A 20,416-nucleotide genomic window follows, 5' to 3' on the forward strand; every position below is an offset into this window, starting at 1 on the left:
AGAATGTTAAAACAGGCGCCTGGCCCGATCTTGCACTGGCGAAGCGGTGAGAACGCTCTCGGTTATTTCGCCAAGACCAAGCGCCAGCGCAGCATCTTCCGCCTCCAGCGAACTCCAGATTGAAGTCAAATGCGAGCCTATCGTTTTCTTGATATATTTGCCGACATCCTTTGATGTTAAATAACTGCTTAAAAGGCGGTTATGTTTGTGAACTTTCTCTTTTTCATCCGGCAGATTGTCGTCAACCCCCTCACAGTCCATTATAACCTCATCTTCCTCAGACACTTCCATCATCGATCTCTCATCAGGGTGGTCATCATACAAATTGACATACATGATGATAAACTTTTCGGATTCACGCCGCGCATAATTCCAGGCCTGCAAAAAGAAATCATGCGCCGTTCTAAAATGCTCACCGCAACGCGCACCATTTTTGCCAGCTTCCTTCGCATCCACTTTATACATTTCAAGATAACATTCGCCCAGATAAAGCAGCTTCAAGGCCGGATTGACGGTACTCCGCAAAATATATTTTTTTAAATCCGCGATCACATCCAGAACAGCCCGATATTTCGGCTCGTGTTTATCTTGCGAGGCCACATTGGTATCCGTTTTTCGGGAGACTTCCAGTTCTTGCTCATAAGCAAGAATCAACCTTGCCAAAGCCCGTGTTTTTTGCGATTCCGATTCGGAACAGACTACCGCCGCCCGGAATAAAACACCCGCCCTGCCCGGATTGGGAAGACACCCTTCTCCCTTATAAAACATTTTCCCTGCTTTCATCAGACTGGCGAAATGAAACTCTTTTGCGCTCGCCAGATAGAAAAGCAGCGCTGGTTCAAATTGACCTTGCATATGACACTCACGACCCTTCTGATACGCGTCGTAAATGGAAGCGCGAACGCCCGCCAGCAGTTTCAAGCGCGCTTCTTGCTCATGTTTAAGCCTGACCCGGAAAGCTTCCCGCGCGCGTGCCCTGGCCTGCCGCATATCTTGCTTCTCAAGCTTTGAAAGAGGCTGCGGCAGCCTGTCTTTGCGCTCAAGCAGATACTGCTGAAATTTGCCATGAATCCTATCCAGGTCCGCCAGGCTGCCCTCCAGGAACTTCAGAAGCCCTGGATGATATCCCAGGATCTGCTCCATTTTTTCAGTGCTTTCATTCAGCATCATCTGGCTGACAGCAGCCTGATACTGATGCAGTCTCTGCTGATTCATCGCAGCGGTTTCAGCTTCATTCTGCACAGCGGCAAACTCTTTGAAGCGGCCGTGAAGGCCGCGTATTGAACTTCCGAGCTCCGGTTTAAGATCTCGATTCCGCCCGATGCAGATCAAGAGAGATAAAAATAAATCATTAATTGATTTCGCATTCGCATCCAGGACTTCAATCTGACTGGACGGCAGAGGCTTATCACTGCAGGTCAGCTGGTCACGTTCGTTAAATAATTTTTCCAGTTCGAGAAATTGGGATTTTAAAATCCTGGAAACTTCCGTCTGTTCACTGGTAAACAGCATGGGATCATCCAACATACTCGCAAGCGCGATACGGGAATCCCGGATAGCTTTTCTCATATCGAATGCCTGCTTGAGCCGGGCATCCACCGCGCCAGTCCCCCATACAGGCCCGGAAAAATAATGAGCCTGAAAACCGCGGGAAAACGCAGCCATCACCTCTCGCTCTTCCTGGCTGGCAAACAGTTCAGACCATTCCGAAAACTCCTCCGGCCGGCAGACCGAAAAATATAGCAAATCCCTTATTCGGTAAAGACGCCGCCCCGTCTCAGCAATACCCAGCTTACCCTGCGTTTCTCTTGAAGATTTCATGAGGTCCTTCACAAACTAGATCAAGGTGATCTGATGACAGTTAACACAAATGAAGTGTATGCTCAACCCGGCCCTGGTGCCAGACCTGTAAAACCCCGTCAAAAAGAGAGCGTTCACTGAACTGTGTCAGTCCTTACCCATGACAGGTGAGCGACTGGATTTCAGGATGAAATCCTTAGTCACAAGGATGTGACGTTTGGAGCGAAGCAGTCATGGGTAAGGACTGACACAGTTCAGTGAACGCTCTCGTCAAAAACAGCATAACCTTTTGTTTTAAAATAAAATAAAAACCAAGACCACACTGCCAATACCCAGTAAGGCACGCAAAAGCGCCGTCAGGATATGGTTATATTTTATCCTGCAGCTACAAAAGAAAAAAAATGTGCAAAAAAATGATTGCTCTAACAAAGAACAATGGATAAAATACTTGCTGTATTATGAACGATCCCGGTAAATCGAGGGAAATTATGACTACTGAAACGTTAGAAAGATTACAATCGTCATTTGAGCTGACTCAAAAAAACCAGCCGTTGCATGACAGCGTCCGGCAATCACTCGAGAATTATATTTCTCAACTGAAAGGCCAACTGCCAAGCAACTTATACGAATTGATCCTGGCTGAAGTCGAAGCTCCATTAATGGAAGCTGTGATGGAATATACCAAGGGCAACCAATCTCGTGCGGCTATTGTTTTAGGCTTAAGCCGCGGTACATTGAGAAAGAAACTCAAAATGTACGGTTTGCTTGATTAATCCGCCTCTTGAATTCAGTAGTCCTGCGCAATCTGACAGGACTACTGAATTCATCATTACCCCCCCGCCCCGCGTGAGCAATACCGGCTGCACCCTCACCGATCAACCCTGTTTTTGACAATATAGACATCCCCGCTTCTTTGGGTATATTTGTTTGTGTATAATGACGCAACACAGCGGTTTCCGCCGCCTCAGGCGATGGAGGTGTGTAATGGACAAGCCAAAAAGGATGCGCGAATGAATGCAACAATTAACCCGCAGCAAACCACGACAGAAGGTCAATCGCTCAGCCTTGCGTTAGAGACAGCCGGACAACAGCTTCATTACGACAATGATACAGCGCTCAACAAAATCCAGAACCTCAATGCTTCTTCTCAGCTATTGCTTCCCAGCCGCATCGTCAGTCACAACCCCAAAGCCGGATTAAACCCCATTGTGGATGCAGCCGGTTATCTTTTCTCGGTCATTGGCAAGCTCAAACAAATCAAGACCTATAGACAGCTAAACAAGCTGCAAAGCGAATTGATCCAGGAAATCAACGCATTCCAGGAGTCAGTCAAGACACAAGGATACAGCGCAGAATACGTTATTGTTTGCAAATATATATTATGCGCCACCCTGGATGAAATTATCTGCAACACTCCGTGGGGCGGGCAAGGACAGTGGGATGCTTATTGTCTTCTGGCGGCATACAACCAGGATACACATCATCAGGACAAGTTTTTTACCATTATGGAACGCGCCATCAAGGAGCCGGCGCTCTATATTGATTTAATGGAATTGATGTATTTATGTTTAAGCATGGGATATAAAGGCCAGTATCGCGCCACAGAACACAGCCAATATCAGCTTGAGCAAGTCACCAACAGTCTCTATAAACACATCCGAGCTTACCGAGGCAGTTTTAGTAAAATACTTTCGCCTACGCCTTTTAAAACGCCTAAACCCGCCGCGAAATCAGCATCCCGGCAGCCGATTTCTCTCACGTTTGTCGCCATCATCACCGCCTGTGTCATTATGACCATCTTCGTAAGCTTGGGCTATTTAATGGATGTTATATCAAATGAAGCTTATAAAAATATTGCGCGATTTGGAAACCAGGTTATATACGAAACTCCAAAGTCATGACGCTGTCTATAAAGCACTCGCGCCCGTCGGCGTGTTGTGCCTGACAGCTGAAATGATCTGGCTGGCAGGGCCTTATCTTGCATGGGAAAATTACGCCCCGCTCGCCCAACCTGAAAAGCGCATCTACATTATTCTTTTTATCTTTCTCGCCTGGCTGCTCAAATTCCTGATTATTGATCTCGATGCTCCCAATCCGTTTCAATATAAAAACACCGCCATCCGCAACAAATTAATAGACTTGCAAAACAGGTTCAAAGGCGCGGTTCAATTTTTGAATAAAACCAATGTGACAAAACACGGCAAGCTTGTTAATTTAAGCGATCTGCCCTGGTATTTATTCATAGGTCCGTCACAAGCCGGCAAGACCACCCTGCTGGCCACCTCAGACATCCATTTCATTCTTCAACGTCAATTCCAGAATCAGGACTTGCAAAACATGAGCCCGTCGGAAAGCTGCGATTGGTGGGTGACCCGCGATGCGAGCATCATTGATGTTCCGGGAAAATATCTTTCCGTCAGTCAGGCAGGCGGGAGTCCGGACGCCGGCAGGCAAAGTCACGTCTTGTTATGGCAGTTTTTTTTGCGCATGATCCGGAAACAGCGCGGCAAAAACGGTATCAATGGTATCATTATCGCCTTGCCTGCGCCGGAAATCATGAAGCTCAACGATACCAAGCAATATCATGCCGTGCTGCGCGAACTTTTCCAGCAAATTCATTCCATTCAAAAACAGTTTCCGCAACCCATGCCATGCCAGATCATCATTACAAAATGTGATTTGCTTACAGGTTTCAAAGAGTTTTTCGCCGAATCCAGCAAGGAGGAGCTCACGCAAGCGTGGGGCATCACGCTGTCTTCGTCAAGACACGATGAAAAAATCACAGAATTATTCTCGGTCAGATTCAATGCGCTCATCAAGAAAATCAATCAACAACTGCTTTTCCGCCTGCATCAAGAGCGCAATCCCATGGCCAGGCCTTATATCAAGGATTTTCCTCTTCAGGTGGAGCGCCTGAAGGAATTCATGACGGATTTCATGAAAAAAATCTCCCATGTTCACCGTCAATTACAGGTACAAGGCGTTTATCTAACCAGTGCGATACAACCCGCAGCTGAATCCGACGACAAGATTGTGGACCAGACAGTCAATACGTCCGCACGCGCAGTTCAGATTTTCAAAGAACCCTCCCCATCTTCGCGGGCATATTTTGTCAAACAGTTTCTTGCCCACGGACTGGGGAATGCGCATATGGAACAGGCGCCGCAGCGCCGCAAGACTGAATGGAAGCGCCGGTCCGCATACGCCGTATCCATCATTGCCATTGCCGCGGCCGGGGCATTGCTGGGCAAAAACTTTCAGCAGGGCGTCAGACAGACATATGCCCTTCAGAAAAATCTCTCTGATTATCAACTAAAAATGGCCCAGCTTCATGACCCGGATGAGCATCTGGATGAAACTGTAAAAATGCTGGACTCCCTGCATCAATCCACTGACCAGTCCCGGTTCAAACTGGACTTATCCTATCTGCTGTCATTTTACACCCACAAATCACAACAAAAGGCGAATGCAGTTTACCAGCATGCGCTGGCTACCATTTTCATTCCCGAAATCAGGAATTATTTTGAAGAATATTTACAGATTCCCATCAACAAGGACGCTGACGATGTTTATGCCGTTCTAAAGGCCTACCTGATGATGGGTGACGCAACCTATTTCAATCCTGAGCACATTTCCACAACGCTGTTAAAAATACTGCCCAAGTCCATGCAGAAAAATGAAATGAGTCAATTATCCGATCATCTTCAAACCGCGCTGGGATCAGCCTGGAGTCCCAGCCCGCTCAACACCAAAACGATACAAGGCACGCGAAAATATTTAATCACGCTCCCCAGCCTGAAACTGAGTTATATCATCCTGAAAAACCTGGACAGCAATTACGCCGCGAGCGAAATCAATATCGGCACCAACACCGGCGATAACCAGATTTTCACATTGCAGCAAATTTCGAACCAGATTCCCGCCATGTTCACGGCAAAATCCTTTGCCTCAATTATCTCCCAGGAATCCATTCTCGCGGCGCAAGAAGCTACCGCGGGCAACTGGGTGCTGGGGCACAGTCCCGAAATCAATAAAAACCTCGCCCTGGCCACTCCTTTAATCGAACAACTGCGCACCACTTACATCAATAATTACGTGGATGTGTGGGAAAGCCTGCTGGCGAACATCCATCTGGCCTCGCCGTCTGATCTTGGCCAGACGGACGCCATGATTGTCAATCTGATCAGTAACGATTCTCCATTGCTGCAATTGCTGCAGACCTTGCACGATAACACGTATTTTGAGCCCATTGTTTCTTCCAGTCCCAAATTGCAGAATCTGGGTTTGCTGGTGGAAAAAAACACCGCGTCACAAAATCTGCTTTACGAAATATTCGCGGGCCTGCAATCCCTGCACCACTACCTGCAAGCCGTGCTGGGCGCTGAAAACGAGAAAAAGGCCGCATTCGATGCGGTATCAAGCCGGATGTTGAGCCGCGGCACGCCGGATGCGATTACGCAACTCCGTATCATCGCTGAAAAAAGCCCTGAGCCTGTAAAGTTCTGGCTGGCGCAAATCGCAAACGACAGCTGGACATTTCTCATGCAGGACGCCGGCAAATACCTGGACACCTCCTGGCAGAATAAAGTCATGCATTTTTATCGAACCGATATCGCAAACAGGTATCCCTTCAGCACCACGACAGATCAGGAAGTTGAAGTAAGTCAATTCGCGCGTTTCTTTGGCAAATCCGGGGTTGTTTTAAGCTTTTATAATCAATATCTGCAGCCATTCGTCGACACCTCTACCCAGGATTGGCACTGGAAAAAAATTGATGGCAACACGCTGCCTTTTTCGGAGGATACCTTGCGCCAAATTCAGCACGCGATGCGCATCCACCGCACTTTCTTTCCCAATGGAGACAATCAAATACATGTCCAGTTTGACTTGCAGCCATATAAATTCGGCAAGCTGGTTAAAACCGTCAAATTGAACATTAACAACAAGCAATTCGTTGATAACAGCGACAACCTGAAAAATACACATAGCATCGCCTGGCCCGCTGAAAGCCGGCGCAATATGACCTCGATTCAACTGATACTGACCAATAATGAAACCATTACCCGCAAATACCCCGGCAGCTGGGGATGGTTCAAACTGATCAATCAATCGTTTGAAAACATGATTTCCAAAAAGGAACTTTTGATAAACCTGTCCTTGAACGAACATACTGCAAAATATATTTTATCGACCGAAGGCCAGAACAATCCGTTCCTCTCTCTCAATTTGCGGCATTTCCGCTTGCCGCAGCAATTGACGAATGAGAAAGCCTAGATAATACCGGCGGATTTTTTGTCCGCCGCAGTCCCTGATATCGAATCCTTCAAGATGGAGAGTTGCAATGTTACAAAAACTAAAAATTGACTACCTGGACGGCGATGTTTTACTGGAAGGTTATTATGCCTATGATGATTCAATTAAGGAAAGACGTCCTGTGGTATTGGTTGCCCATGACTGGTCAGGGAAGAATGAATTTTCCTGTCACAAGGCGGATCAACTCGCGGAACTGGGTTATGTGGGATTTGCCCTGGATATGTACGGCAAGGGAAAAGCCGGGAATACCAAAGACGAAAAAGCCGCTCTCATGGCACCGCTGATAGAAGACCGGGTAAAGTTACAGCGCCGGATTCTCGCAGCGCTTGAAACAGTGAAAAAGCTGGATCATACCGCCAGCGGCCAGATTGGGGCCATAGGATTTTGTTTCGGTGGATTATGCGTACTGGATCTCGCACGAAGCGGCGCTGATGTAAAAGGGGTGGTCAGTTTTCATGGACTGCTGCATGCGCCTGAACATACGGCGGAACATCGGATACGCGCGAAAGTTCTGGCACTGCACGGTTTTGACGATCCCATGGTGACGCCAGACAAAGTACTCGCGTTTGGACAAGAGATGACTTATGCAAAAGTCGACTGGCAATTGCATGTTTATGGAAACGCCATGCATGCGTTTACCAATCCACAAGCCAATGATCCGGATTTTGGCACTGTTTATGAAAAAAATGCTGACATGCGATCCTGGACAGCCATGCGGTCATTTTTTAAAGAAGTATTTGGAAGCGAGCCTGATTCCATCTGACGCGATTTAATCATTATCTCGTGGCAAGCTACCGCGAACGCAAAAGGCATTGCGCCTCCCATTAGCACAGGCGGCACAATAAGGAAATAAGAGAGCGTTCAATGAACGCTCTCGGAAATAAGGCATGCGCCTGGTTTACGCTGACTTCCACTGTTCCGCCAGATCATTCAAGGCTTCGCCAGTGACGCGATAAACCGTCCATTCATTCATGGCCTGTGCGCCTAGGCGTTGATAAAAATGTATCGCCGGTTCATTCCAGTCGAGAACCCACCACTCCAGCCTTCCGCAGCCGCGCTCTTTCGCCAGGCAGGCAAGATACGCCAGCATTTTCTGGCCTATTCCGCTGCCGCGTTTCTCTGGCAACACGAATAAATCCTCCAGATATAGGCCAGGCTTTCCGAGAAACGTGGAAAAGTTATGAAAAAACAGGGCAAAACCGACCGGAACATTGTCCAGATAACTGAGGATCACTTCAGCATACGGTTTGCTTCCAAACAAATGTTTGCGCAGACTGTCTTCCGTGGCTATCACTTCATGAGCCAATTTCTCATAATCCGCGAGCTGCCGAATGAAAGACAGGATGACAGGCACATCTTCCAGCGTGGCAGACTTGATTTGCATATGCGTATCCAAGGCAAGACTCATACGAAATTATTTGGGAAGACTTTTCACATCAGGATTTTTGGAGTAAGCATCCAGGATTTCTTCCAGCAACTGGTCTGCTATGCTCAAGTTAGAGCCTTCTTCTATCACACCTTGCGCCTCCTTAAGCAGCGCGAGACGAGATTCAATCAGATTCTTGACCGACCCTGACGGGAACAAGTTGGCAAGCACACGCCGCGCCTCCTTGGGCCCAAGCTTGGTGTACAGTTTGTTGCGCAATCTCGCATCTTCAGCGGTAGTACTGAAAGCCCATAATTCTATGGGTCCCAAGGTATTGGTTAACAGCTGGGTATTCATGCCTTGTTTGGTAGCGAATTGAGCCAGGAACGTGGCTCCGCCTTCACGGGGACCATGCACACGGGTTTTTAGCGCAACCCGTGCTGTTTCAGACAAGCCAAAAATTTCCGTCGAACGCTTGATGGCCTGCTCGGGACCGGCATCCATAATGAAAATCGAAGTACCAAATTCCACCATGACCGGGTCGAAGTCATCCAGCGACTGGGATATCAGCGCAATCTGCACGTTCCACTTTCTTCCTTCACGCATGTCCAGAACGACTTGATCACGAACCGCACGCGCCTTGGAAGTACGATGAAATTCGTCATACACAATTCGCTTGGAATCTTCGCGTATTTCAGCAATGCGCTGTCTATGGAAATCACGATAGGCATCGGGAATATCGGTCAGGGAATCTTCCGTCAGATAATAATGACGCGCCAGTGAATAACGCGCGAGCATATACATCACGGCTGTCTGACGCTCAGCCGCGTCACCACCGCTCTTTGCGACTTCATCCAGGTCGAGCGAAACCACGCGGGCGTCGCCAATGTCAAACTTGGTGATGTTGGAAAGAATGGGGTATTCACGTACCGCGCTTGATATCATGCGGCTGAACGCCTGAATCAGGGGCTCGCCGGTAGGAGCACGCACCTGGCCATACAAATCCTCAATGACCTGAGTCCGGCAGATTGCTGCAGCATCCGCGAGCAAAGGCATGGCATAACGCTGCGCGAGCATGGCTTCATGGTGAAATCCCGCCAGAAACAATGCATCGGTGACTTCCCACCAGGTTGTCCGATCATCGAAAACAAAGCCGATTTCACTCAGGATATCATCGACTATCGGTTCAATTCCGTGCGTATAAGGGTGAGCCTTGCCCTCGTCAGACAAGTACTTGAACATTTCATCAACCACCAGACCGGCCATGTCGGATACACCGTCATAAGGACGCTCCGCACCTAGCGGCGTTGCCAGCAAGGTCACGAAATTCACCAAAAAGCCGCGCTCCTGGGGTGAGGGCTTGCGGCAGCCAAGCTGAGTGTCAAACGGATTGATGGAATAATCCGGCGTCATGCGTAACCGGTGATAGGCCGCATAATGTCTAATATCCGGGGGCAGTGATTCTTTTAACAGTGATATCAGACCGCTGCTTGAAGGCCCGATATCGATAATGGCAATACGCGGCAGCCGGGTGATACCCCCTGACAGACAGAGCGCGAGGTTGATCGCGTTAGATAAAACGGACTTACCCGAACCAGGGCGCGCGTACATGAGATCAATCCAGGTAGTCTGCTGCGCAGACCCGGGCTGATACGGCCACGGCTTGCCGTCAGGCGAGCGCAGCAACAGCGCGCCGTGCGCCCATGCAGAAGCAGGACGAGTAAAGGGAAGCATGTACACCACATCAGAGAGGGGAGCAACCGAAGGCGTAGCCACGCTGTTTGCGGTAAACCCCAACAGGCTGGACGCGACACCGGCAAACACATCGCCCGATACTTCAGAAACCTCGCAAGTGCCCCAGCCTTCAACCGCTTTTGCCAGTTCGGCGGCCCGCGTACGCAACAAGCGCACGTTACCTTCCGGAGCCCAGGTTGCCAGGCTGACTTGTAACTTAACCACTGCGTCGTCGGTATTGACATCGATATCGCGCAAAAGCTTGACGGCATCATGTACCAGCCCGTTTTGCGCGGAACTGAAACTCAAAATGGACGCCATCGCTGATTTGAAACTGAGGGTTGCCAAGCCGCCGCTTTCTATCAGGTATGACATTCTCCATGGCACACGCGTAGGCAGTGTGCGGGCAAAAAGAGCCATGAAGGATTTTAAATCCTGAGGAAACAGATCAATGAACATAGGCGTGTATATTCGGTCACCGACCCGGACTGTGCGCAAATCCATAGTTTTTGCATCGCGCGGAAATACTTGCCGGGCCAAGGGAGGATACATCAAACCGGAAATCTCCCCGGCCGCCGGGCTCGCTTCATGAATGGGGATTTTGTCCCCTGGTAATACAGGGCGCCAGTCTTTGGAGGTATAATCGGGATCACTGCAATAACGCATGGCGTAAACAGACTCATGCACTTCCAGCAAACCGCAATAAACATTGAGAGCATTCAAATCAGTGACTATCGACCGTACAAATGACGAGTGCGCTTCACGCAAATCCGGAATTCCGGCTATCAGGTTTTGACCATTCTTGAAAGGAGGGATCTTGTTTTCACGTATGAAGTTCAACTTGTCCTTGGTTGAGCGCTTTAACTGTTCTGCGCTTAAGGAATAAGGCCTGGTCCATAAGACAAAATATAATTCTTCATGCGCGCAATATTTGGAAATATAATTAACACGCTCGGCAAACAAATCATCCAGTTCGAGGTTCAGACGTTTGGAAGTAGCTTTCGCCGGAGACAATATTTCTTCAATTTCAGGTTTGACCGCTTCTCTGTCATAGCCAAAATAAACCTGTACGACATGTCCCGGCCGTTTCAGCGTGGCTTGCAGGCTTTGTGTCAGTCCCTGGTGTATCATATCGAACTCTTCCTGTCCGATCAGTCTTGTCACCCCATAGACACGAACGACGGAAAGCAGCGATCCATCACGCGCAACCAGTGTATTCGGATCATCAGCTGTTTCAAGATCACAGTATGACTCAACCGTTTGTTTGAGCTCAGTGCTAAACCATGCCAGAATCGCATCGATGCTATCCAGAAATGGGTCTATAAAGGTGCGGTCGCGCATTCCCTTATCCTTGTATTATCCTTTTTCGGCTGCTTTTTGTTCCGCTTCCAGTTCTTGCAGAGCAGCAACAGCCCAGGCATCCAACTGTACCTTGAATTTGGTGTGTGACGGCAATAAGCGCATATCTTTCAAAATATCGACTTTCTCCTTGGGAGACTGGCTTTTGTACTCGATCATGATCTGCCCCATGACCGCCGGATTACTCGTGCCGGAACCAAATTTGTTTTCAACAAGCTGGCTGCGGAATTTCAGACTGCGATAAATAGACTGGGCGCTGTCCTGGTAACCCGTATTATTTTCCATAGCACAAAAAAGCACATGACAAAAACTATTGAGGTCAGCCTGACTGATTTCGGGCAAATAAATCAACTGTCCCCCGCCCATTTCATCCACACCTACCGACTGTAGAAAAAGACACTGAGAGCAAAAGCAACATGCTGTTATCATGTTGCTTGATTGATTATTTGCATAATTACCATCAAGATTGACCACTTCTTGATATTCCCTGGCCTGGAACCCGCAATACTGGCATGTGTAATAATCACGAGCAAAAACCCGCTTCTGGACCGGCTGGAACGCCTTGTCATTCTTGCGTCTGACAAAAGCCCTCCAGCCCGATAAATTCACCGCCAGTTTGAGTTCATGCATATTGTCTTTTCATGCATTCAGAGTTTGAATAACACTGCCTCTACTAAAATTATCCGCCAGCCTTTTGCACACCAAATGAGACTACACCCGAAACGCCGGCAACTTCACCGCTTCCGCCAAACAGTGTCGCGCCAGAGACTTTGAACACAGTGGGGATGAATATAAGAGCAGCACCTACGAACAATAACGCAATAGGCGTACCGATTGGGATTTGTGTCGGGTTGTCCTTGTGCGCTTTAAACTTCACAATGGCACCCACAGCAAAAGCCATACCTGCGACGTAAGAAGCAGCGGTAATCAATCTAGCGATATTTGCAACGTTGGATGTTACCTTGGCCGCAACCGAGCCTACGCCCGAAACCTGGGCCAGAGCAGCTGTTCCTATGCCAAGACAAACAAGCGCCAGCAATCCTAATGTCACTTTCTTCATTTCTATCTCCTTTTAAATATTAAAACCTTTATAGCTTCCTATGAACTTACCAATCTATTATGTAACGATTATGATTGAATTCCTATCGTATTCAACACTACTTGTAGAAATTGATAGATATTGATACATAATATACCGCCAATGACATGCGTCAAACCTCTGCTAAGTGAATTCTGGTGCCCTCCTTGCCCTCCCAAATGACTAAGCATCACCAATCCCCGAATAAATGCGACAATGCCGATAAACTGCACCACCACAAAGCAGACATTAATAAATTGCTCCCATTGGTCTTGCTGAATGACATAACCATAAGGATTAGGATCAGTCCAGAAAGTACTCATGCCCACTTGCACGGAGGTGGGCAGATATAAAAGCAGTGCGCCGACTGAAATCTGGACAATTGGTTTTGCAATACTATGCTCATATGACATTTGGGTACGCATTTCACCCACATGCTTGAGTTTGACCACACCGGAAATAATCATGTACATGCCCATCACATAGGCTATCGCGGTCACCATTCGCGTCAGATTGGGAATAGTACGCTGGATATTGGCGAGAATAGCTTCGGGGGTCAAGCTGGTCAGCTCAGACCCGATTCCCGATAGCTGAGCATGAGCGGGTATGGCCACAAACACCAGCAATACGCACAAGCCTAAGCCGAAAGCCTTTGATGCAGATTTAAATTGAAAATATCTTGGCAACATTCAGGTTACCTCTCTCTGTCATATCATTGCTTCCGTGCTGTTGTTAACTGCGTCAGGTGCTAGCCTCCATTTCCATAAGATAAAGATACAGCCTTGCTACCGGTATTGATTTCAACAATGCCATCGTAAGGATCGATTTTTGTGACACGGCCAACGTCCTTGATCATGTCTCCTTCCGCCACGGTCAGCGTTTCGCCATTATCAGACTTAAGCCAGGCGCGGCCAGGAATAATCGCTTGTACATTATACGCGATTTTCATATCAGCTGCCGCAGGCAGCTGAGCAGGCGCCACAGGATTCGCCTGGCTGCTGCCGCCCTGAGTCCTGCGCGTAAGTACTTGAACTAATTGATTAAGCTGGTTTTCCATCACAGAAACCCGCGCGGTGAGGGATTGAAGCTGATCCTGCAATGCCTTGTTTTTACTGTCAAAATCACTCATTTGCCGCGAATACTGATTTTGCAGCTGGTTCATTAACTGGTCGCTTTGCGCGGCAAGCATGGCGGTTTTGGCATCCACGCCGCCGCTGGCAGCCGGAGTGGTAGCCGGCTGCATGCCGGTAGGAACAGCATTATAACCCGTTGCCTGCGCTGGGGATGACTGTACAGGTATGACTCCGGGTAAATTGGCGACTATAGGCACGTTTTGCTGCAATTGCTGTATGATGCCACCAGGCTGTTGAATGGCCTGCTGTTGAGCCATGGTTTGCGGCTGCGCCGCTTGTTGGAGACTGCCTGGCTGCGGCGTCACAGGGACATTCTGAAAGCTTGGCGCTGTGACGGACGGCTGAACCATCGCAGCCTGTGTGACTTGCTCTGATGCTGGCACTTGCCCTGCGGGAGCTATTCCGGGCTGACCGGCTGGAGCAGACAGGATTGCAGCAGGTGCTTGCGCCGCTGTATTCGCCGCTACGGAAGCAGGCTGATTTTGCACTGCAGCCGCACCTGGCGCCTGTGCGCCTGTAGCAGGCATCGCATTCTGCTGGCTCGCCATGACTGGCGCGGAAGTAATGTCTGTTGACGGAACAGAAGTGGTCGGCGCAACCATCTTGTACACAACAACCACCAATACCAGAAAAACACCCAGGCTGATCAGCATGCGCTTAGAGCGGGTCAAACGGTTAATGATGCTTTCCTTTGCTTCTCCGCCTCCGCCTTCAGCCGGCTGTTTCGCCGCTTCATGTTCCGGTTCGACTTCGTAGCTTACTTCCTCATCAGAAAAGTGATACTCGCTTTCATCCTGACCTTCAAATTTGTCATCACGATCATTAACCATCTTTTTTGCCTCTCTCATTTATCCCTAAATTCAATCATGGTCTTCATACTATTAAGTATAGTTCATCTACACTTGTGAATCCGTGAAGCAACTGGCACAACTTAGTCAAAAAAATCCTTAGGTTACATCAGACATAAATAATATACCCAGACTCACACCGGAATCCACTCTTACTGTCGGCGGTCTGTTTATATAATTCTGAGTAGCTGTACCCAGTGACTGACCTACCTGACCCAGCCCCACCAAAAGCTTGTTAGACGGGCTCAACTCCGGATGGGTGGTGCTGGTACCAAAAATGCCGGTTGTTGAAGTGCCGGCGTTTGTGATGGAAGAAGCATACCCCTGCAGGAAAGAAGTGGCTATCATAGCCCCATAGCGCATCATGTAGTGATAATCCACGCTGCTCGCCAGCACTGTGCGCGCCGTGTCAGGATCAATCGCATAAGCGGTGATGCTTTTTGATTTGGGCCAGCTGTCTTCATTCATCAAGGTAAAATTCAAGGTAACCCTGTCCAGTTGTCCCGATACGCCTTTGGTCGTCACGATTTTTCCAAGCAGTTTCGCTCCCTTGTACTTCCCGTCCACGATGGTGACCAATACCGGACTATCCGGATAATCGCTGTTAATCGCCGTGTCCAGAACACCAAACAGAATCGTGCCTCCCTTGATGAGCGGCGTGCCGGAAAATTGATCGGAACTGCTGCCTGTGCTGCTGGCAGAAGCGGTTCCGGTTCCCCCGGTCGCGGATGATTCTTTTGAACCCGCGCCTTCTCCTTCCTTCTTTGCAGTTGTGGATTCAGGCGTGCCTTCCCTGTGCATCATGCTGGGCGGAGCCCATGAAGCAATCAATTGCGAAGCCTGTCCCGTCATAGCTGTCGTCAACGCATCCAGGCGCGCCTGGCGTTCCTGCGCTGTTTCCTGCACCGCCTGTGTTTGCGCGGCTTCGAATTCTCCTTCCACGGCGCCTGGCTGCACAGCTGCGCCGCCCGCCACTTTTTGCTGCAACGCTCCAAAGGCACCCGATGCCGCCTGCTGGGCTGCGGCCGTTCTGCTTGCCAGGGCTTGATATTCCTGCAGCAGCTGCGCAGCTTGCTCAGGAGTAATCACTCCGGCTGCAACCAGGCGCTTCAATGCTTCCGCATATTCCTCCGGCGTCGCATTGTTAGCCTGCAAATCGGCAAGTAACTGCTGCGCATCTCTCAGTTGTTTCACTTTTTCATAATCGCCTATCTTGAGTTGTCCAATCTGCGGCGTCAGCCGTTTATCTTGCACCATCTGATTGACCGTTGCTTTGTATTCATCCATAGACACATTGTTTTGAATCATGCTGGTCAATTGCGCGGCTGTCTCGGGTGAGATTTTTCCTGCTGCCAGCAAGTCGCTTAATTCCTGGAAAGCTTCATTTTCTGCCTGCTGCAGTAACTCATTGAGTGTTCCTGCCGATCCGCAGGCTGCTTTTCCCTTGCGATACGCGTCAAGCAAAGTGCCCGCTGCCGCAGGGGTCAGCTTGCCCTGCGCGACCAGATTATTCATGTCAGCGCCATACACATCGGCAGGTGAGTTATTTTTTGTGAGGTCAATCAGCTTGTTCCCCACATCCTGCGTCACTGTTCCGCTACCCTGCATTTGCTTGATCATTACGATATGCTTGTTTGTCGCTTCAGACAGACATTGCTTGCTGTATTGCTGAAGCAGACGCTGGGCCGCGGCCGGGGACAATTTCCCTTCCCGCACCAGTTTTTGCAGCAACGCTGCGTACTCAGTCGTAGACATGCCTTTTTTCTGGGCATCCAGCAACTGATTCGCGACATCCAGAGGCAGTTCGCCCGATTTGATCATATCGTCCATCGTTTTTTCGCTATCGCCAAGCAAGGCATTAGCATGCTGTTTCTTGTATTCTTCAAGAAGGGCCCGCGCTTGCTCAGGCGTTAGCTTGCCTTCCTTGACCAGCTTATCCAGCGCAGCCGCATATTCATCTACCGATACATTCTTGCTCGCCAGATCTTCCAGCATATCAGCCACATCCGGACTAACCTTGCCTTCCCTGACCCATTGATCCAGCAGATTTTTCACATTCGCGCTTTTATCCGAACAAATGATGCATGATCCCTGCCCAAAACTTCCCGCGCCTGTATTAATCTGGGTCGGAATTGCGCTCGCGCCTGTCATCTTGGCGGCTTCGGCAATTTGGACATTCGCCTGTGCGACAGCCCGCTGGTAAGAAGCAGTCGGTGAAACGCCGCCGGGAACAGACTCCATGCCGGCCGGCGCATTCGCGACACGCGACGGACCAATCGTGCTCGCACCGCCAGTCAGATATTTGGTGCCCAGATAAACCAGAAAAATCAGGCCGATGACAGCCAGGAACAGCATGAATACCCTTGCTCTCGCATCCAGATTTTTAAAAAAATTTAATTTAGAAAAATCGAATGCCATCAGAATCCCTCAATCTTAAGTTCAGCAGGCTCCCCGTAGCGGGAAATCAGTACCGAGGAGGTCTTTGGAAGCTCGTAAGCCTGCATTCCATCGGGGCTTACCATTTTGCCTATCCATCCCGGCGACAACACGGTCAGACGTGTGCGCAGATACATCTTTTCTCCCAGCTGCCAAGCCTGACAATCCGCTCCTCTCACATTCAACAGCTTGCTGCCCGCCGGCGCAACGCCATCCAGCACGCCTAACAACAATTGATTTGCACTATTGGGAAGTGACGTGCCCATTGGCAGGTCTTTTGCATTGGGGCCGATTCCGGATATATGCAAATCCACCCGGTAATCCACAACACGCTGGCCAGAAACCAGCTCCAGCGTCACGGGTGTGGGCAATCCGACCAGACGCACGACAATATCCCCATTGCTATAGGGTGAAACCGCCTGGATCAGGAGGATATTGCTTTTACCATCCCACTGAATATTGACTGCCTTGGGATTGCCTATGTCAAATGCGGCGATAGGCCAAGGGGAACCCGTGGAATCCACAAACACCAGCGAGGAAACATAACCTTGCGCCAGTCTCACTGCAGGAGGCGTGGTTCCCGGCGCCAGATTCACCATCAAGGTGGTGGAAACCGGCTTGGGAGGAATATTCGCAGGAATCGCGGCTGCCCGCTGAGCAACATCAATCTGCTGGTGCAGCTGCACTACCTGCTGGGGAGCCAGAGGCATATTTTGCTGCAGCATGGAATTAAAAGCGGCGGTCGAATCCGAGCCGGGGGGCGTCTTGACCGGAGGGGCACTGTCTATCATAGCCTGCTGGTTTTCTTCAAAAGACATGGCTGCTGAAGCAAATTTTGAATTGCTGGCCATGCTGGAACCGGCAAAAGAACTGGTGCTGCCAGCTGAAGGCGCGCCTTGCGAAGCCGAAGCAGCGGCCATTTGTTCCTGGGTATAGCCGTTTGTTTGCAGCCATTGCTGAAATTCGGCGGGCGACATAAGCTTGGATCCCGTCGAAGCAGCCTCCTGGGCCGCCGCAAATGGTACCATGCCTATCGAAATTAGGAATAATAGAGCTGCCTTGAAGAAGCGTTTAGCCATGCATGTCATCCGTTCCCGCCCGCCTGATTCCCTGTTGTTATGGGTGCCTGTATTACATTATCAATTCCCACGCCGGTCAAATTATTCAGGGTTGAAACCCTAACCACCAGGAATTGCAGTGTCAACGTTGTTCCTGACGGCGGTTTATAACCTGCATAATTAATTGTGACGGGCATTTGCACCCACCATCCATATTTCCCTGATTCGGGTATAACTCCCTCTCGCATAATAAACGGGGCCGCTGACGGCGTACCCGTGACAAATAGCTTATATGCTTGAACATTATTATAGTTTGCATAGATATTCAATTGGTTTAAAAATGTTTTCCAGCCATCGGAAGTAAAATACTGGGTGTAGTCTTTAAGCTGGTCGTTATAATGATTGAAGTCCAGGACGAAAGACCGGGGCACCACATCCGCGACCCACTGCAATAAATCCGGCGTGGAAAGATAAGGCTGGTTGAGAGGCACCGGCTTTTGTACACGCATCTCGTTGTCTACCGGAAAAATAACCGGCGGCGGTTTATCAAGGTAAAAATAGAGGGATAGCGCTGCCAGCGTTACAATACACACGCCGACGCTCACAATCACAAAGATAACTCTACCGAAACTGTCTCGATAAAAGCTGTCCCGCAATTCGCTGACGTTTACTTCTTCTCCAGCCATGCTCCCTCACTTCCAAAATTTCAATATATTCGCTGAATCAGATTGTTGAACTATATACCAGGTCTGAAAAATTTTCACCCCGCAGATGTCGTATCCAGCTGGTCCTGACCCGTACCTGATGTGGCAAGTTGAGGAAGAAGCTGCACGACACCCAGTCCTTTATAACCTTTAAGAACTTGCTGCCGCTGTACAATAACACTGACAATCAAAGCGTTTGAGAATTGAGATGCACTGTCGTAGGGAGGCATGGTGTATGTCACCAGCAGCGGCATTTGAAATTTCCAGGCATAGGCACCGCTCAACAGTCCCGCGCCCAGTATCTTTGGCGGCTCTATCACCTGGGCGAGAACAATCTGTTTTCTCACAGTCAGGGCCCGGAGGTTGCCGGACAGGGACAAGGCGCTCATATACTTTGACCATCCATAATCCGTAAAATATTTTTGCGCGCTTTGCAACTGGGAACGATAGTTGATGTAATCGTATGAAAATGCCGCTTCTACTGCTTCCTGCGCCCACGCCGTGACATCTTCGGTTGACATGTTGGGTGTATTGACCGGAACAATCTGTATCAGCCTGCCCACATCATCCGCAGCGAAGTAAAGCGGTTTAGCGGGATTTTTAAGCAGATAGACGAGTGTCGCCACCAGTATGCAGATGACAACAATACTTAACGCCAGCGCTCCCAGCGCCAAAAAATGCAGGCGCTTGTAAAAGCTGTTTCGTGAAAAAATCAGCACTAATGCGTCTTTGGAATTCATTTTACACCATTACAAATTGATCAATACCGATGCCTTGTTTATTCACGCTTGTGGGTACCTGGACAATGGATAACACCACATAAAATGAATTCTTACTGGTCGCGTTCGCACTTTGGTAGGTGACCAGGAAAGGAATTTGCACCCGCCACACATATCCCCTCCCTGGCAGCGGTCCTTGATTGGATATCACCGGGGTACCCGAGACAATGCCGTTTATAAATAATTGCCCCTGAACTATCCTGCTGATCAGTTTGCTGACGGAATTCAGATAATCCTGCCATCCGTCTTCAGTGAAATAAGGCCGCGCGGCGGCGATCTGGTTATTGTAATTGACAAAATCAAACGTGTAGGAAACCGTAGCAGCCTTGCTGGCCCAGCGCAAAATAGTGCTGGGAAGCAGGTTAGGCTGTTCGTAAGGAATCAGCAGCATGGTTTCGCCGTCAGGCTGAACCGCATTGAATTGCGGCAAAGGACGATTTAATACCTGGTATAACACCACACCCAGCGTGACCATCATCAAAACGATAGTGCCCATCAATCCCATAATGACATGATGATAGTGTTCGCGATAAAAATCGTTTTTTCGCGCTATATAAATTTCCTGTTTATCATCCAGTGCCATCGTCAGTTACGTCCTGGGTTGAGGCATATCCATAATTTTCCCATCTATGGTATTGGCATAATAATGCACCGTCGGTTGAAACAATACGACATAGATAATGGCGCCAATCAAAAAAAACATGATAAAAACAGATACAGTCAGCCAACGTAGCACTTTGCGGAATTTTTCCCTGTAAAACCCACTCTGCAACCAGGCTATTTCGTGTCGCTTTCCAAGCATGACTCC

17 protein-coding genes are annotated in these 20,416 nt (G+C 49.1%); 4 read left to right on the top strand and 13 right to left on the bottom strand.

The annotated features are described in order from the left end of the window. Nucleotides 1-6: 6 nt before the first annotated feature. Nucleotides 7-1,821 (bottom strand): hypothetical protein, encoded by a 1,815-nt coding sequence (locus AQULUS_RS09840; protein ID WP_148339978.1) that lies wholly within the window; start codon nucleotides 1,819-1,821, stop codon nucleotides 7-9. 467 nt (nucleotides 1,822-2,288) lie between these two features. Between AQULUS_RS09840 and fis the strand changes: the two genes are divergently transcribed. The 4 genes from fis to AQULUS_RS09860 all read left to right on the top strand — a co-directional run bounded on the left by fis (nucleotide 2,289) and on the right by AQULUS_RS09860 (nucleotide 7,876). Continuing rightward, entirely contained in the window at nucleotides 2,289-2,573 is a 285-nt protein-coding gene (gene fis / locus AQULUS_RS09845; protein ID WP_408608945.1) for a DNA-binding transcriptional regulator Fis, read from the top strand. A gap of 237 nt (nucleotides 2,574-2,810) precedes the next feature. After that, nucleotides 2,811-3,701 carry a type IVB secretion system protein IcmH/DotU gene (icmH, locus tag AQULUS_RS09850; RefSeq protein ID WP_172622815.1) on the top strand — a complete coding sequence of 297 codons (891 nt, stop codon included), beginning with the start codon at nucleotides 2,811-2,813 and terminating at the stop codon, nucleotides 3,699-3,701. Next, entirely contained in the window at nucleotides 3,637-7,074 is a 3,438-nt protein-coding gene (gene tssM, locus AQULUS_RS09855; RefSeq protein ID WP_172622816.1) for a type VI secretion system membrane subunit TssM, read from the top strand. Before icmH ends, tssM begins: the two co-directional genes overlap by 65 nt. 67 nt (nucleotides 7,075-7,141) lie before the next feature. Continuing rightward, nucleotides 7,142-7,876, top strand: a complete 735-nt coding sequence (locus tag AQULUS_RS09860) for a dienelactone hydrolase family protein (protein WP_148339982.1) — start codon at nucleotides 7,142-7,144, stop codon at nucleotides 7,874-7,876. A 135-nt stretch (nucleotides 7,877-8,011) separates the two neighbouring features. Here AQULUS_RS09860 and AQULUS_RS09865 read toward each other — a convergent pair whose 3' ends face one another. From AQULUS_RS09865 to AQULUS_RS09920, 12 genes are all read right to left on the bottom strand, one after another. Then, nucleotides 8,012-8,497 (bottom strand): GNAT family N-acetyltransferase, encoded by a 486-nt coding sequence (locus tag AQULUS_RS09865; RefSeq protein ID WP_232051872.1) that lies wholly within the window; start codon nucleotides 8,495-8,497, stop codon nucleotides 8,012-8,014. A gap of 30 nt (nucleotides 8,498-8,527) precedes the next feature. Beyond that, a complete protein-coding gene (locus AQULUS_RS09870) occupies nucleotides 8,528-11,554 on the bottom strand; it encodes a type IV secretion protein IcmB (protein WP_148339984.1) in 3,027 nt (1,008 codons plus the stop codon). Between the two features lie 15 nt (nucleotides 11,555-11,569). Beyond that, entirely contained in the window at nucleotides 11,570-12,202 is a 633-nt protein-coding gene (gene icmJ / locus AQULUS_RS09875) for a type IVB secretion system protein IcmJDotN (protein WP_148339985.1), read from the bottom strand. 49 nt (nucleotides 12,203-12,251) lie between these two features. Beyond that, nucleotides 12,252-12,632, bottom strand: a complete 381-nt coding sequence (locus AQULUS_RS09880; RefSeq protein WP_148339986.1) for a type IV secretion protein IcmD — start codon at nucleotides 12,630-12,632, stop codon at nucleotides 12,252-12,254. Nucleotides 12,633-12,700: 68 nt separating this feature from the next. Next, complete coding sequence (locus AQULUS_RS09885) at nucleotides 12,701-13,339, bottom strand: hypothetical protein (RefSeq protein WP_148339987.1); 639 nt, start codon at nucleotides 13,337-13,339, stop codon at nucleotides 12,701-12,703. A 59-nt stretch (nucleotides 13,340-13,398) separates the two neighbouring features. Beyond that, nucleotides 13,399-14,613, bottom strand: a complete 1,215-nt coding sequence (locus tag AQULUS_RS09890; protein ID WP_148339988.1) for a hypothetical protein — start codon at nucleotides 14,611-14,613, stop codon at nucleotides 13,399-13,401. A gap of 117 nt (nucleotides 14,614-14,730) precedes the next feature. Continuing rightward, entirely contained in the window at nucleotides 14,731-17,049 is a 2,319-nt protein-coding gene (locus tag AQULUS_RS09895; RefSeq protein ID WP_148339989.1) for a TrbI/VirB10 family protein, read from the bottom strand. Beyond that, entirely contained in the window at nucleotides 17,049-18,146 is a 1,098-nt protein-coding gene (locus AQULUS_RS09900; protein ID WP_172622817.1) for a DotH/IcmK family type IV secretion protein, read from the bottom strand. The genes AQULUS_RS09895 and AQULUS_RS09900 overlap by 1 nt, the downstream gene beginning before the upstream one ends. Nucleotides 18,147-18,151: 5 nt before the next feature. Continuing rightward, a complete protein-coding gene (locus tag AQULUS_RS09905; RefSeq protein ID WP_148339991.1) occupies nucleotides 18,152-18,811 on the bottom strand; it encodes a DotI/IcmL/TraM family protein in 660 nt (219 codons plus the stop codon). Nucleotides 18,812-18,885: 74 nt separating this feature from the next. After that, nucleotides 18,886-19,569, bottom strand: a complete 684-nt coding sequence (locus tag AQULUS_RS09910; RefSeq protein WP_148339992.1) for a DotI/IcmL/TraM family protein — start codon at nucleotides 19,567-19,569, stop codon at nucleotides 18,886-18,888. A 1-nt stretch (nucleotide 19,570) separates the two neighbouring features. Next, nucleotides 19,571-20,191, bottom strand: coding sequence for a DotI/IcmL/TraM family protein (locus AQULUS_RS09915; RefSeq protein WP_148339993.1), 621 nt, complete (start codon nucleotides 20,189-20,191; stop codon nucleotides 19,571-19,573). 6 nt (nucleotides 20,192-20,197) lie between these two features. Further along, a complete protein-coding gene (locus tag AQULUS_RS09920) occupies nucleotides 20,198-20,410 on the bottom strand; it encodes a hypothetical protein (protein WP_148339994.1) in 213 nt (70 codons plus the stop codon). Nucleotides 20,411-20,416 lie beyond the last annotated feature (6 nt).

It is taken from the genome of Aquicella siphonis (genome assembly GCF_902459485.1).
GTDB classification, from domain to species: Bacteria; Pseudomonadota; Gammaproteobacteria; order DSM-16500; family DSM-16500; genus Aquicella; species Aquicella siphonis.